At 71.9% G+C, this 14,109-nt stretch carries 12 protein-coding genes; 4 read left to right on the top strand and 8 right to left on the bottom strand.

What is annotated here, in order from left to right; genetic code table 11:
* Positions 1-7 precede the first annotated feature (7 nt).
* Positions 8-3,103, top strand: coding sequence for an SCO5717 family growth-regulating ATPase (locus tag ACZ60T_RS05905; protein ID WP_469664801.1), 3,096 nt, complete (start codon positions 8-10; stop codon positions 3,101-3,103).
* A gap of 69 nt (positions 3,104-3,172) precedes the next feature.
* On the opposite strand, the gene ACZ60T_RS05910 is transcribed toward ACZ60T_RS05905, so the two are convergent.
* The 8 genes from ACZ60T_RS05910 to rimP form a co-directional block, all read right to left on the bottom strand.
* Entirely contained in the window at positions 3,173-4,129 is a 957-nt protein-coding gene (locus ACZ60T_RS05910; RefSeq protein WP_469664803.1) for a bifunctional riboflavin kinase/FAD synthetase, read from the bottom strand.
* Positions 4,130-4,510: 381 nt separating this feature from the next.
* Positions 4,511-5,416 carry a tRNA pseudouridine(55) synthase TruB gene (gene truB, locus ACZ60T_RS05915; protein ID WP_469664804.1) on the bottom strand — a complete coding sequence of 302 codons (906 nt, stop codon included), beginning with the start codon at positions 5,414-5,416 and terminating at the stop codon, positions 4,511-4,513.
* A complete protein-coding gene (gene rbfA / locus ACZ60T_RS05920; protein WP_365622977.1) occupies positions 5,413-5,865 on the bottom strand; it encodes a 30S ribosome-binding factor RbfA in 453 nt (150 codons plus the stop codon). The genes truB and rbfA overlap by 4 nt, the downstream gene beginning before the upstream one ends.
* A 38-nt stretch (positions 5,866-5,903) precedes the next feature.
* Complete coding sequence (locus ACZ60T_RS05925; protein WP_365622975.1) at positions 5,904-6,197, bottom strand: DUF503 domain-containing protein; 294 nt, start codon at positions 6,195-6,197, stop codon at positions 5,904-5,906.
* Positions 6,198-6,500: 303 nt separating this feature from the next.
* Positions 6,501-9,530: a translation initiation factor IF-2 gene (gene infB / locus ACZ60T_RS05930; protein ID WP_469664806.1), complete on the bottom strand. Its 3,030-nt coding sequence runs from the start codon at positions 9,528-9,530 to the stop codon at positions 6,501-6,503.
* A 175-nt stretch (positions 9,531-9,705) separates the two neighbouring features.
* Positions 9,706-9,987 carry a YlxR family protein gene (locus ACZ60T_RS05935; protein ID WP_365622971.1) on the bottom strand — a complete coding sequence of 94 codons (282 nt, stop codon included), beginning with the start codon at positions 9,985-9,987 and terminating at the stop codon, positions 9,706-9,708.
* Between the two features lie 199 nt (positions 9,988-10,186).
* Entirely contained in the window at positions 10,187-11,182 is a 996-nt protein-coding gene (gene nusA / locus ACZ60T_RS05940; protein WP_365622969.1) for a transcription termination factor NusA, read from the bottom strand.
* 2 nt (positions 11,183-11,184) lie between these two features.
* The gene (gene rimP / locus ACZ60T_RS05945; protein ID WP_469664809.1) at positions 11,185-11,694 is read right to left on the bottom strand and encodes a ribosome maturation factor RimP; all 510 of its coding nucleotides are present in this window, start codon (positions 11,692-11,694) and stop codon (positions 11,185-11,187) included.
* Between the two features lie 262 nt (positions 11,695-11,956).
* Between rimP and ACZ60T_RS05950 the strand changes: the two genes are divergently transcribed.
* Genes ACZ60T_RS05950 through ACZ60T_RS05960 form a run of 3 tightly spaced genes read left to right on the top strand, consistent with a single transcriptional unit; the run spans position 11,957 to position 13,879 of the window.
* Complete coding sequence (locus tag ACZ60T_RS05950) at positions 11,957-12,457, top strand: hypothetical protein (RefSeq protein ID WP_469665532.1); 501 nt, start codon at positions 11,957-11,959, stop codon at positions 12,455-12,457.
* On the top strand, positions 12,454-12,954 hold the full coding sequence (locus ACZ60T_RS05955; RefSeq protein WP_365622963.1) for a ferritin-like domain-containing protein: 501 nt from the start codon (positions 12,454-12,456) through the stop codon (positions 12,952-12,954). The genes ACZ60T_RS05950 and ACZ60T_RS05955 overlap by 4 nt, the downstream gene beginning before the upstream one ends.
* Before the next feature lie 28 nt (positions 12,955-12,982).
* On the top strand, positions 12,983-13,879 hold the full coding sequence (locus ACZ60T_RS05960) for an aminoglycoside phosphotransferase family protein (protein WP_469664812.1): 897 nt from the start codon (positions 12,983-12,985) through the stop codon (positions 13,877-13,879).
* The last annotated feature ends 230 nt before the right edge of the window (positions 13,880-14,109 follow it).

Below are 14,109 nucleotides of genomic sequence, written 5' to 3' on the forward strand. Positions count from 1 at the left end.
AGGAACTGTGAACAGCGATCGGAACGGGATCAGCGGGGGCTGGGCTTCACCCGACGATGACCAGTCCGGCGCCGCGTCCTCCATCGACGTGTCGGGCGAGTTCACCATCGACTACGCGCCGCCCGCCTGGTACACGCAGAACGCGTCCGGCGCCTCGGCGAAGCCGTCGTCGCCGGGTACGGAGGAGGCGGGTACGGAGGAAGCGGGTACGGAGGAAGCGGGTACGGGGAAGGCGAGTACGGCGCAGGCGAGTACGGCGAAGCCCGGCACGGAGGAACCGGCTGCGGAGGAGCCCAGCGCGGAGGTCGAGACTCCGGCCGACTCTTCGGCGAACGGGGACACCGGGGACGGCGACGCCACCGGGGACCTGGAGAGCGGCGCCACGATGCGGTTCTCGCGGAGCGCGCTCAAGCGGGAGTTCGAGAAGCTGGCCGCCGCGGAGAAGGAGGCCAAGGCCTCTCAGGAGACGGAAGGCTCCACGGACGACGGCGACTTCGAGTTGAGCGCGCCCTCGAGTGAGGACGCGGCGCAGCCTGAGGGGCCTGAGGGGGCTGAACCCTCCGACGCTGCGGGCGAGTTCGCGTCCGGCGAGGCTACGGAGTCCGAGGACGCGACCGAGGAAGAGTCGAACTCGGAGGCGGCGGAAGGCACTTCGGCTCCGGAGGACACGGACGCCTCGGCTGCCGAGGAAGCGGCCGACGAGAGCACGGCGCCCGAGGACACGAAGCCCGCCGACGCCGAGCCTTCTGACGCCGTACCGGCCGACGCGGCGCCCGCCACGCCGGACGCCCCGGTCTCCTCCGGGTACGTACCGCCGTGGACTCCGCCGCCGGTGCCGCAGGGCGGGGTTCCGCCGTTGCCGCCCGCCTTCCAGCCCGCCGCTCCCGGTCCGGCACCGCAGTGGCCGACCGATGCCGCCCCCGCGGCGCCTGTGCACGGCGAGGCGGCTCCTCAGCCGCCCGTGCCGCCGCAGCAGCAGGCGGGCTACGGCTTCCCGCAGCCCCCGGCCACCACTCCCCCGTCGCCCAACGCGCCGTCCCCGCAGGCTGGTTACGGCTTCCCGCAGCCGTCCGTCCCGACCCCGGAACCCCAGGCACCGCAGGCCGGATACGGCTTCCCGCAGCCGCCTGCCCCGGCCCCGCAGGCCCCGGCTCCCGCACAGCCCGCCCCCACCCCGGAGACGCAGGCTTCGCAGCAGGCCGCGCCCCCAGCGCCCCAGCCCGCCCCGCAGGCCGGTTACGGCTTCCCGCAGCCCCCGGCCACCACTCCCCCGACGCCGAACGTCCCCGCCCCGCAGGCCGGTTATGGCTTCCCGCAGCCGCCTGCCCCGGCTCCCGCTCAGCCCACCCCAGCCCCGGAACCCCAGGCATCGCAGCAGCCCGCTCCCGCGCCTCAGCCCGCCCCGCAGGCCGGATACGGCTTCCCGCAGCCGCCTGCCCCGGCTCCCGCTCAGCCCACCCCCGCCCCCACCCCGGAGCCGCAGGCCTCGCAGCCCGCTCCCCCCGCTCCTGCCCCCGTACCCACGCCCCAGCCCCCGGCCCCCCAGGCCGGTTACGGATTCCCCCAGCAGGGTGGGTCCAACTCTCCTGCTCAGCAAGGTGGTTACGGGTTCCCGCAGTCGGGCGCTCAGCCTCAGGCGCAGCCTCCGGTCGACCCCCGGGCGGGGGCCGCGTGGCCGCAGCCCATGCAGCATGACCAGCGGCAGCCGATCAACCCCCATGCCGCGCCACTCGGTTACACCGCCGCAGTGGAGCTGTCCGCCGACCGGCTGCTCAACAACAAGAAGCAGAAGGCCAAGAGCAGCCGTCCGGTCGGCGGTGGCCGGTTCAAGTTCGGCGGCAAGAAGGAAGAGGCCGAGCGGCAGCGGAAGTTGGAGCTGATCCGCACCCCGGTGCTCACCGGCTACCGGATCGCCGTCATCAGCCTCAAGGGCGGCGTCGGCAAGACGACCACGACCACCGCGCTGGGCGCCACGCTCGCCACCGAGCGGCAGGACAAGATCCTCGCGATCGACGCCAACCCCGACGCCGGTACGCTCGGCCGCCGCGTGCGCCGCGAGACCGGGGCCACCATCCGTGACCTCGTCCAGGCGATCCCGTACCTCAACTCCTACATGGACATCCGGCGGTTCACCTCGCAGGCGCCGTCCGGTCTGGAGATCATCGCCAACGACGTCGACCCGGCCGTCTCCACGACGTTCAACGACGAGGACTACCGGCGCGCGATCGACGTACTCGGCAAGCAGTACCCGATCATCCTGACCGACTCGGGCACCGGCCTGCTGTACAGCGCGATGCGCGGGGTGCTCGACCTCGCCGACCAGCTCATCATCATCTCGACGCCCTCGGTCGACGGTGCGAGCAGTGCGAGTACGACGCTGGACTGGCTGTCGGCGCACGGGTACGCGGACCTCGTCTCGCGGTCCATCACCGTCATCTCCGGGGTCCGTGAGACCGGGAAGATGATCAAGGTGGAGGACATCGTCTCCCACTTCGAGACCCGCTGCCGCGGTGTCGTGGTCGTACCGTTCGACGAGCATCTGTCGGCCGGTGCGGAGGTCGACCTCGACATGATGCGGCCGAAGGTGCGGGAGGCGTACTTCACGCTGGCCGCGATGGTCGCCGAGGACATCGCGCGGCATCAGCAGTCGCACGGCCTGTGGACCTCGGACGGCAACCCGCCGCCGGTCGCCGCCCCACCGATGCCGGGCCAGTCCTACCCGGGCCAGGTCCCTGGGCAGATCCCGGGGCAGATCCCGGGGCAGCCCGTACCCGGCCAAGCTCCGGGCCAGCAGATCCCCGGCCAGGCCTCGGCCCAGCCCATGCCCGGTCAACCCATGCCCGGCCAGATCCCCGGTCAGCAGATCCCCGGCCAGCAGACCCCGGGCCAGCCCGGTCAGCAGATCCCCGGTCAGCCCGCCCCGCAGCCGCCGCAGCCCGGACAGGCGTACCCCCCGCCTTACCCGCAGCCCGACCTGTACGGCGCCCCGCAGCAGCCGGGGCAGCCTCAGCCGCACCCCGGACAGCCGTACCCGCAGGCCCAGCAGCCCTACCCGCCGCAGCCTCAGCCGGGGCAGACCCCGCCCCCGCCGCCCCAGCAGTGACATGAGAGAGGGGCGGCCCGCGCCATCACGCGCGGGCCGCCCCTCTCGTGTCTCATACGAGCCGAACGGCTACAGGCTCGCCTCGTGCGCCGCCACCAGCTCCCGGCAGCGCTTCACGTCCTGCGCCATCTGCTCCAGCAGCGCGTCCAGTGAGTCGAACTTCGCCTGGCCCCGGACGAAGGCGAGGAAGTCGACGGCGGCATGCAGTCCGTACAGGTCCAGGCCCACCCGGTCGATGGCGTACGCCTCCACCGTCCGCTCGGTGCCGTCGAACTGCGGGTTCGTACCGACGGAGATCGCGGCGGGCATCGCCTCGCCCTGGACATGCAGCCAGCCCGCGTAGACACCGTCGGCCGGGATCGCGGTGTGCGGAAGCGTCTCGACGTTGGCCGTCGGGAAGCCCATCTCGCGACCCCGCTGGGCGCCGCGCACCACCACGCCCTCGACCCGGTGGGGACGGCCGAGGACCTCGCGCGCGCCCTCGACGTCGCCCTCGGCGATCAGCCGCCGGGTCAGCGTGGAGGAGAACGGCTGACCGCCGCCCGCCGCACCGGACTCGTAGAGATCCACCACGTCGACCTCGAAGTCGTACGTCCGCCCCTGCTCGGCGAGGAAGTCCACGTTCCCGGCGGCCTTGTGCCCGAAGCGGAAGTTGGGGCCCTCGACCACGCCCTTGGCATGCAGCTTGTCGACCAGGACCTTGACCACGAACTCGGCGGGCGAGAGCCGCGAGAACTCCGTGGTGAAGGGAAGGATCAGCACCGCGTCCACACCCAGCTCGGCCATCAGCTCGGCGCGGCGGTGGTGCGGGGCGAGCAGCGGGGGGTGGCTGCCGGGGCGCACGACCTCGCTGGGGTGCGGGTCGAAGGTGACGACGACCGAGGAGACGCCCAGTTCACGGGCGCGCTCCACGGCGTGCCCGATGATCAACTGGTGTCCGCGGTGGACTCCGTCGTAGGAACCGATGGTGACGACGCTGCGCCCCCAGTCCTGGGGGATGTCCTCCAAGCCACGCCAGCGCTGCACTGTGACCGCTCCTCGTCGAACCCGTGTCTGCCTCATTACGCAGGTCTAAGGGTGCCATGCCGGGTGGCCCTGGTCGGCATCGGGTTTGCAGGCTGTGACAGGCGGCACGCGGGCCCGCGGCCCTCCGGGGCCCTCGGGCGGCCGGGACAGGGGCTCTACGGGGCGTGCAGAGCGGGTTCTGGGCGGTGCGGGGCGAACGCGCCCCCTTCCGCTCCCTGACTGCACTCGGAGCGCCTGCCCGATGGGGTGAATTGCGCGCCGGACAGCGCTACACCTGTGTGAGGGGGAACCCCGGGGGACCATGGAGCGGCGACCACCGTCGAGTGATCGCCGCTCCATGGGGAGAATTCCGGAGAATCGGAGGGACCGCAGGGCGCCCCGTCAGCCGAAGACCACCAGGCTCTTGGTCTTGCCCTTGTGCTCCTCCACCAGCGCGAGGAAGTGCCCGTCGGGGGCGAAGACGGCCACGGCTCCGGCGCCCGCGTACTCGTCGGGCATCTCCAGGCGTACGCCGTTGCCGAGCAGCTTGGCGCGCCTGTCGTCGACGTCCCAGCGCGGGAACGCGGCGGCGGCCGCCTCGGCGATCGGCATCACGGTCAGCTCCTGCTGGAGCTGGTCGAGCGTGTGCGCGGAGTCGAGCTTGTAGGGGCCGACGCGGGTGCGGCGCAGCGCGGTGAGGTGTCCTCCGACGCCGAGGTCCGCGCCCAGGTCGCGGGCGAGCGCCCGGATGTAGGTGCCGGACGAGCAGACGACGGAGACGACCAGGTCGAGGACGGGGGTGCCGTCCTCGGCGACGGCGTCGCGGACGTCGTACACGGTGAAGGAGGAGACCGTGACCGGCCGGGCCGGGATCTCGAAGTCCTCGCCGTCCCGGGCCCGCTTGTAGGACCGCACGCCGTTGATCTTGATGGCGCTGACCTTGGACGGCACCTGGAGGATGTCCCCGGTCAGCTTGGCGATGGCGGTGTCTATGGCGGCGCGGGTGATCTTGGAGGCGTCGGTGGAGGAGGTGAGCTCCCCTTCGGCGTCGTCCGTGACGGTGTTCTGGCCGAGCCGGACGGTGCCGAGGTACTCCTTCTCCGTGAGGGCGAGGTGCCCGAGGAGCTTGGTGGCCTTCTCGACGCCGAGGACCAGGACGCCGGTCGCCATGGGGTCCAGCGTTCCGGCGTGTCCGACGCGTCGGGTCTTCGCGATGCCGCGCATCTTGGCGACGACGTCGTGCGAAGTGAAGCCCGACGGCTTGTCGACGATGACGAGGCCGTCGGGCGTGGTGGTCTTCGGGGTCATTCGGTGCTGTCGTCCGTCTCGTCGCCGGAACCGGGCTTCTTGTACGGGTCCGCTTCACCGGCGTACGAGGCGCCCGTGGCACTCTCGCGCACCTGTGCGTCGGAGGCACGTGCCTTGTCGAGGAGGTCCTCGATGGTCTTGGCGGTGTCGGGGAGGGCGTCCGCGACGAAGGTGAGGGTGGGGGTGAACTTCACGCCCGCGGCGCGTCCGACCTCCGAGCGCAGGATGCCCTTGGCGCTCTCCAGGCCGGCGGCTGCCGCCTTCCGCAGTTCCTCGTCCCCGTACACCGTGTAGAAGACGGTCGCCTCCCGCAGGTCGCCCGTCACCCGGGTGTCCGTGATGGTGACGTGTGTGCCGAGCCGGGGGTCCTTGATCCCGCGTTGCAGCTTCTGGGCCACCACCTCTCGGATGAGGTCCGCCAGCCTCTTCGCCCGCGCGTTGTCGGCCACTGGTCCGTCTCCCGTTCTTTCCTGTTGCGTATCTCTGGTCAGTCGTCGTCGCCGTGGAGTCGCCGTCGTACGGACAGCAGCTCCACCTCGGGGCGGCCGGCGACCAGCCGCTCACATCGGTCGAGTACATCGGTCAGGTGCCCCATGTCGCCGGAGACCATCGCGAGGCCGATACAGGCCCTGCGATGGAGGTCCACATGGTCCACCTCGGCCGCGCTCACCGCGTACTTGCGCTGGAGTTCGGCGACGATCGGACGGACGACCGAGCGCTTCTCCTTCAGCGAGTGAATGTCGCCGAGGAGGAGATCGAAGGACAGAGTCCCCACGTACATGTGTGTCCGGATGACCCGCCGGTACGGGATCGATGGCCCCGCCGCCGGTGGGGGCGGGGACACCAAAACCGTACAACGAACACCCGAACGGCTCGACGGGGTTTTCCTCGCCCCGTCCCCGTACTGGTCCGCACCGGCCCGGCCGGTGCGCCCGGCCCCGTACACGCCAAGAACCCACGCCAGGGGCGCGGGTACCGGCGGGATGACCCGGGGGCCGAGGACGGCCCCCGAGGGGGCTGTCCCGGCCGTGGCGGCAAGGGTCGGCCGACGGGGATGCGCTCCCCGTCGGCCGACCGACAGCCGCTAGACGCGCGGCTTCTCGCGCATCTCGTACGTCGCGATGACGTCGTCGACCTTGATGTCGTTGAAGTTGCCGAGGTTGATACCGCCCTCGAACCCTTCGCGGATCTCGGTGACGTCGTCCTTGAAGCGACGCAGGCCCTCGATGTTGAGGTTCTCCGCGACCACCTTGCCGTCGCGGATGAGGCGGGCCTTGGTGTTCCGCTTGACCTCTCCGGAGCGGATGAGGACACCGGCGATGTTGCCCAGCTTGGACGACTTGAAGACCTCGCGGATCTCCGCCGTACCGAGCTCGACCTCCTCGAACTCCGGCTTCAGCATGCCCTTCAGGGCCGCCTCGATCTCCTCGATCGCCTGGTAGATGACCGAGTAGTAGCGGACGTCCACGCCTTCGCGCTCGGCCATCTGCGCCGCGCGGCCTGCCGCACGGACGTTGAAGCCGATCACGATGGCGTCCGAGCCCATCGCCAGGTCGATGTCCGACTCCGTGACCGCACCGACGCCGCGGTGCAGCACCCGGATGTCGACCTCTTCGCCGACGTCGAGCTGGAGCAGGGAGGACTCGAGAGCCTCGACCGAACCAGAAGCGTCACCCTTGATGATCAGGTTGAGCTGCTGGACCTCGCCGGCCTTGAGCACCTTGTCCAGGTCCTCCAGGGAGACCCGGCGCGTGCGCTTGGCGAACGCCGCGTTCCGCTCGCGGGCGGCGCGCTTCTCGGCGATCTGGCGGGCCGTACGGTCCTCGTCGACCACGATGAAGTTGTCGCCGGCGCCCGGGACGTTGGTCAGGCCGAGGACCTGGACCGGCGTCGACGGACCCGCCTCGGGGACGTTGTTGCCGCTGTCGTCGAGCATCGCCCGGACGCGGCCGTACGCGTCGCCGACCACCATCGTGTCGCCGACCCGCAGCGTGCCTCGCTGGACGAGGACCGTTGCCACGGCACCACGGCCGCGGTCGAGACGGGACTCGATCGAGATGCCCTGCGCGTCCTGGTTCGGGTTGGCCCGAAGGTCCAGGGTGGCGTCGGCCGTGAGGACGACCGCCTCGAGGAGGCTGTCGATGTTCAGGCCCTGCTTGGCGGAGATGTCGACGAACATCGTGTCGCCGCCGTACTCCTCGGCCACCAGACCGAACTCGGTGAGCTGGCCGCGCACCTTGGTCGGGTCCGCGCCCTCGACATCGATCTTGTTGACCGCGACCACGATCGGCACGTCGGCCGCCTTGGCGTGGTTCAGCGCCTCGACCGTCTGCGGCATCACACCGTCGTTGGCCGCGACCACGAGGATCGCGATGTCCGTCGACTTCGCACCGCGGGCACGCATGGCGGTGAACGCCTCGTGACCCGGGGTGTCGATGAAGGTGATCTTCCGGTCGTTGCCGTTGACCTCGGTCGTGACCTGGTAGGCACCGATGTGCTGGGTGATGCCACCGGCCTCGCCCGCGATGACGTTCGTCTTGCGGATGGCGTCGAGCAGGCGGGTCTTACCGTGGTCGACGTGACCCATGACGGTCACGACCGGCGGACGGACGACCAGGTCCTCCTCGGTGCCCTCGTCCTCGCCGAACTCCAGGTCGAAGGACTCGAGCAGCTCGCGGTCCTCCTCCTCCGGGCTGACGATCTGAACCGTGTAGTTCATCTCGCCCGCGAGGAGCTGGAGCGTCTCGTCGGAGACGGACTGCGTGGCCGTGACCATCTCGCCGAGGTTCATCATGACCGCGACGAGCGACGCCGGGTTGGCGTTGATCTTCTCCGCGAAGTCGGTGAGCGACGCACCGCGCGACAGGCGAATGGACTCGCCGTTGCCGCGAGGCAGCATCACGCCGCCGACCGACGGGGCCTGCATGGCCTCGTACTCCTGACGGCGCTGCCGCTTCGACTTGCGGCCACGACGCGCCGGACCGCCGGGACGGCCGAACGCACCCTGCGTGCCACCACGGCCGCCCGGACCACCGGGACGTCCGCCGAAGCCGGGACGGCCACCGCCGCCACCGAAGCCGCCGCCACCACCGGGACGACCGGCGAAACCGCCACCGCCACCGGGACGACCGGCACCGCCGCCGCCACCGGGACGACCGGCGAAGCCGCCGCCGCCACCCGGACGACCGCCGCCACCGGGACGACCGGCACCGGCCGGGCCACGGCCGCCGGGGCCGCCACCGGGACGCGGACCCGCAGCGGGACGCTGCGGCATCATGCCGGGGTTCGGACGCGGGCCACCGGGACGCGGGGCGCCGCCCTGCGGACGGGGCATCGAGCCCGGAGTCGGGCGGTTACCGCCCGGAGCCTGCGGACGCGGGCCGCCACCGGCCGCACCCTGCGGACGGGGACCACCCTGACCGGCGCCCTGCGGACGCGGGCCACCGGGCGCACCGGGACCGCCGGGACGCGGGGCACCGCCCGGCCGGGGCGCCTGCGGGCGCGCCATGCCGGTGGAGCCACCGGAGGTGAAGGGGTTGTTGCCCGGACGGGGACCCGCGGGACGGGCACCCGGACGCGGACCCTGACCGGAGGGACGACCACCGGGACGCTGACCCTGACCACCCTGACCCTGGCCACCCTGACCGGCGGGACGACCGCCGGGCTTCGGGGCACCGGGACGGGCGCCCGGACGCGGGCCGGGGGCGGCGGGAGTCGACGGCGGGGCCGTGAACTCGGGCGCGGCCGGGGCCGGACGCGGCGCGGGCTTCGGGCCCGGACGCGGACCCGGGCTCGGCGCTGCCGCGGGCTTCTCGGCAACCGCGGGCTTCTCGGCGGCCGGAGGCTTGGGCGCCGCCGGGCGCGGGGCAGCCGGACGAGCGGTCTGCGCCGGGGAGGGCGCGGCCGGCTTCGCCGGGGCCTTGCGGGGGGCGGCGGGCTTGGCGCCACCGCCGTTGCCCTGCTGCAAGGCGTCGGTCAGCTTACGTACTACGGGCGCCTCGATCGTCGAGGACGCCGATCGGACGAATTCACCGAGTTCCTGGAGCTTGGCCATGACGACCTTGCTCTCGACACCGAACTCCTTGGCGAGTTCGTAGACCCGGACCTTAGCCACTTCGCTCCTTTGAGGTCCGGGTTGCGGCCGGACCGTCGCTAGTTCATGGGCGTACTCATCGCGTACTCATCGAGTGCTCATCGCAATCTCGACCTGCTTTCGACTCGCGAGGTACCAGACCGCACAGGTTCCGTGCGGCGCTTCTTACGGTGTTGCCTGCTCAGCGAGGTGCTGTTCAGCAACCTTCTGTCTGCTCGACGTACTGGCGCAACGCGTTTGTGTCGAGCGGTCCCGGGACGCGGAGCGCCCTCGGAAACGCCCGGCGGCGTACCGCCAGGTCGAGACAGGCCGACGCGGGGTGTACATAGGCACCCCGGCCGGGCAGCGTACCGCGAGGATCGGGGACGCAAACTTCCTCGATCATCACGATGCGCAGCAGTTCGCTCTTGGCCGCTCGCTCCCGGCACCCCACACAGGTGCGCTCAGGGCATGCGCCGACTCGCGTCCGGCCAGACACGATAAGTCTACCTCCCCGTACCGACCTCACCCCTTCGGGGCAAGAATCGAACAGTTGCCGCGCACGAAACTGTCGTGATCTCAGCGATACCCGGCCGGGATCTGTTCCCGGCCGGGGTTCGAACACGTCAGTCGGTTCCGCGTCTTGTCAGTCCCGTTCTCGCCAGAACCCGCTTCGGTCCCGCTTGCTCGGTCCTGCTTCAGTCCTGCTTCTCGGCGGGCTGCTCGGTGTCGGGACGGATGTCGATCCGCCAGCCCGTGAGCCGGGCCGCGAGGCGGGCGTTCTGCCCTTCCTTGCCGATGGCCAGCGAGAGCTGGTAGTCGGGGACCGTCACGCGCGCGGAGCGGGCCGCGAGGTCCACGACCTCCACCTTGTTGACCCGGGCCGGGGAGAGGGCGTTGGCCACCATCTCGGCCGGGTCGTCCGACCAGTCGACGATGTCGATCTTCTCGCCGTTCAGCTCGCCCATGACGTTGCGCACCCGGCCGCCCATGGGGCCGATGCACGCGCCCTTGGCGTTCAGCCCCGAACGGGTGGAGCGCACCGCGATCTTCGTACGGTGACCGGCCTCGCGTGCGATGGCGGCGATCTCGACGGACCCGTCGGCGATCTCCGGCACCTCCAGCGCGAAGAGCTTCTTCACCAGATTGGGGTGGGTGCGGGAGAGGGTGACGGACGGACCGCGCACGCCCTTGGCGACGCGGACGACGTAGGAGCGGATGCGCGTGCCGTGCTCGTACGTCTCGCCGGGGACCTGCTCCTGCACCGGCAGGATGGCCTCCAGCTTGCCGATGTCCACGAGGACGTTCTTCGGGTCGCGGCCCTGCTGGACGACACCGGTGACGATGTCGCCCTCGCGGCCCGCGTACTCACCGAGCGTCGCGTCGTCCTCGGCGTCGCGCAGGCGCTGCAGGATGACCTGCTTGGCGGTGGTGGCGGCGATGCGGCCGAAGCCCGACGGGGTGTCGTCGAACTCGCGCGCCTCCTGCCCCTCCTCCAGGTCCTCGGGGTCCTCCTTCGCCCACACAGTCACATGGCCGGTCTCCCGGTTGAGCTCCACGCGCGCGTGACGGCGGCTTCCCTCGGTGCGGTGGTAGGCGATGAGGAGGGCCGCCTCGATCGCCTCGACCAGCAGGTCGAAGGAGATCTCCTTCTCCCGAACCAAGCCCCGCAGGGCACTCATGTCGATGTCCACGGCTACGCCTCCTCCTCTTCCTTCATGTCCTTCGTGTCCTTGCGATTGAACTCGACCTGGACCCGCGCCCGGGAGATGTCCGGGAAGGCGAGTCGGCGAGCGGTGGCCTTGCGGCCCTTGACACCGGGCACCTCCAGGTCGAGGCCCTCGTCGTCCACGCCCAGGATCCTGGCGACCAGTTCGCCGCCCTCGGCGAGCTGGAACTTCACCAGCCGGCCCATGGCGCGTACGTAGTGGCGGTGTTCGCTGAGAGGGCGCTCCGCGCCCGGGGTGCCGACCTCGAGGGTGTATTCGCCCTGGCCCATCGCGTCGGTCTCGTCGAGCTTCGCCGAGAGCGCGCGGCTCACATCGGCGATCCGGTCCAGATCGGCACCGGTGTCGGAGTCGACGACGACGCTCAGCACACGCTTGCGCCCGACGGAGTCCACCGCGATCTCTTCGAGATCGAGCCCCTGGGCTTGAACGAGCGGTTCCAGCAGCTCTCGCAGCCTCTCGCTCTGGGTGGTGCTCATCCGGGTGACTCCTCGGCCGCGTGTGCTGTTGTGGGAAGGTCGCGTGTCAGGTCAAAGGGTATCCGGTCCCGGAGGGTGATGCCGTCCATCGACGACGCCACCCGGGCGGCGGAGCGCGGGGCCGAGCCGATGGCGCGTGCGGGGTGGTGCGCGGGTACCTTGATCACCGGGCTGGGCCTTCCGACACACAGGCCCTGACCGCCCATCCGTTCGTACGAGGTCGTCGAGGACGTTTGCCGTGCCGTTCCCCCCGTACCCCCGCATGTCGTTGCGCAACGCGTCGCTGCGCAGAAGGAGCTTGCTCGCCTCCGTGGCGGGCGCCGCGTTGCTCGCGGGCTGCTCCGGTTCCCCCGACTCGGCCACCACGGCCGCCGCTTCGCTGTCGCGCGCCACTCGCGCGCGTGCGGCGCGCGACAGCTCGGCGCTGGCCGAGCGGTACGCGGCCGTGATCGCCGCGCATCCGTCGCTGGCGGATCGGCTGCGCCCGCTGCGGGACGAAGTCCTGCGCCACGCGCGGGCGTTCGGCGAGGGTCTCGACGCCTCGCCGAGCCCTTCGGTGTCCGCGACCGCGTCAGCGACACCATCGCCCGTGCCCACGAGCCCCGAGGCCGCCGTCGCCGTGCTGGCCGCGGCCGAGCGGGCCCTGGCCGACCGGCGGACCGCGGCGCTGCTGGAGGTGCCGGGGGAACTCGCGCGGCTGATGGCGTCGGTCGCGGCGGCCGGGGCCGCGCACGCATACCTGCTGACGAAGGGCGCACAGTGAACTCGACCACCGGCACGGCGAAGCCCGCGAGCGGCGAGCTGACGGCGCTCCAGGCCGCCCTGGGCGCGGAGCACGCGGCGATCTACGGTTACGGCGTCGTGGGCGGGCGCATCCGGCAGGAGCGGCGGAAGGACGCCCGCGAGGCCTACGACTCCCACCGCTCCCGGCGGGACCAACTGGCTCGTGCGGTACGGGACTTGGGTGGTACGCCGGATGTGGCCGCGGCGGCGTACGCGCTGCCGTTCCCCGTGCCGGACTCCGCCGCCGCGGTGCGGCTGGCCGCCGATCTGGAGGAGCGGGTGGCCGGGGTGTACTCGGATCTGGTCCGCGCCTCGACGGGCGAGCGGCGGCGGCTGGCCGCCGACGCACTGCGGGAAGCGGCGGTGCGGTCGGTGCGCTGGAGCGGCGAGAGCGTAGCCTTCCCTGGTCTCGCCGAGCGGGCGGCGGCCACTCCCGCCGCGTCGGCGACAGCACGGACGTCACCGGCACGGACGTGAGGCCGACCTGGAAGGGGACAACTCGCGTATGGCTTTCGAACCGCCGCAGCGGCTCGTACGGGCGCTCGGCGAGCGGCAGCGAGGCGGTGGCGCCGACTGGCTGGACAGACTCACCGAGCTGGTACGGCAGGCCGTTGATCTACGCGCGTTGACCGTGGAGCGGGTGCAGGCGCCCGGTGGGCGCAGCAGCCTGGTGCTGCTGGTACGGCAGGCGGACGGCACGCCCGCCGTGCTGAAGATCGCACCGCCGTGGGCCCGGCCCGAGGGTGAGCGGGCGGCGCTCGAACGCTGGGACGGGTTCGGTGCGGTACGGCTGCTGGACGCGGACCCCGAGCGGGGCGTCCTGCTGCTGGAGCGGCTGCATCCGGAGGTGTCGGTGCGCTCGCTGCCGGAGGCGAAGGCGCTGCTGGAGGCGGCGGGCACGCTGCGTCGGCTGTGGGTGGAGGCGCCCGCGGGGCACTGCTTCGAGACGGTGGCCGCGCGGACGGGTCGGCAGGCGGAGGCCATGCGCGCGGGCGCGGACGCCGAGGCCGCGCCCTTGGTGGAGGCGGCCCTCGCCGCCCGCGAGGACCTGCTCGCCGCACCGCCCGAGGAACGGCTGCTGCACGGCACGCTCCGCCAGAGCAAGATCCTCGCCGGGGAGCGACTGCCGTGGCTGGCGGTGGGTCCCGACCCGGTGGTCGGCGAGTGCGCCTTCGATCTGGCACGGCTGGTACGCGACCGCGTGGAGGACCTGATCGCGGCACCGTCGGGGGCGGCGATCACCCGCCGCCGGGTGAAGCGCCTCGCGGAACTGATGGACCTCGACCAGGAGCGACTGCGCGGCTGGACGCTGTTCAGGGCGGTCGAGTCCGGGATGCGGGCGCTCAGGGTGGGCCGCCCTCGGGACGCGGAACTGCTGCTGGAGTTCGCGACCTGGCTGTGATCTGACGGCGAGGAGCGCGGACCGGCGGCCGGGCGGGAACGCCGACGGTGGCAGCCCAGGAGACGCGACGGCGGCCAAGCCGGGAACCCCTGACGGCGGGCGAGGTGTCGTCACCAAGCCCGCCGTCAGGGGGGTCTAGCGTGTCCGGCGGTGAGACGCGCGATCGCCACGTCCACCCTCAGCTGCAACCGAACGCCGGTCCGGCGGTCCTAGAGCTACAGGACGCCCGC

Source organism: Streptomyces sp. NPDC104371 (assembly GCF_055583785.1).

Excerpts from the sequence above, each read along its gene's own strand:
- ACZ60T_RS05925 (WP_365622975.1), bottom strand. The coding sequence starts at position 6,197 with ATGTACGTGGGGACTCTGTCCTTCGATCTCCTCCTCGGCGACATTCAC.
- ACZ60T_RS05950 (WP_469665532.1), top strand. The coding sequence starts at position 11,957 with ATGTCGTTGCGCAACGCGTCGCTGCGCAGAAGGAGCTTGCTCGCCTCC.
- truB (WP_469664804.1), bottom strand. The coding sequence starts at position 5,416 with ATGACCCCGAAGACCACCACGCCCGACGGCCTCGTCATCGTCGACAAG.
- ACZ60T_RS05960 (WP_469664812.1), top strand. The coding sequence starts at position 12,983 with ATGGCTTTCGAACCGCCGCAGCGGCTCGTACGGGCGCTCGGCGAGCGG.
- rimP (WP_469664809.1), bottom strand. The coding sequence starts at position 11,694 with ATGAGCACCACCCAGAGCGAGAGGCTGCGAGAGCTGCTGGAACCGCTC.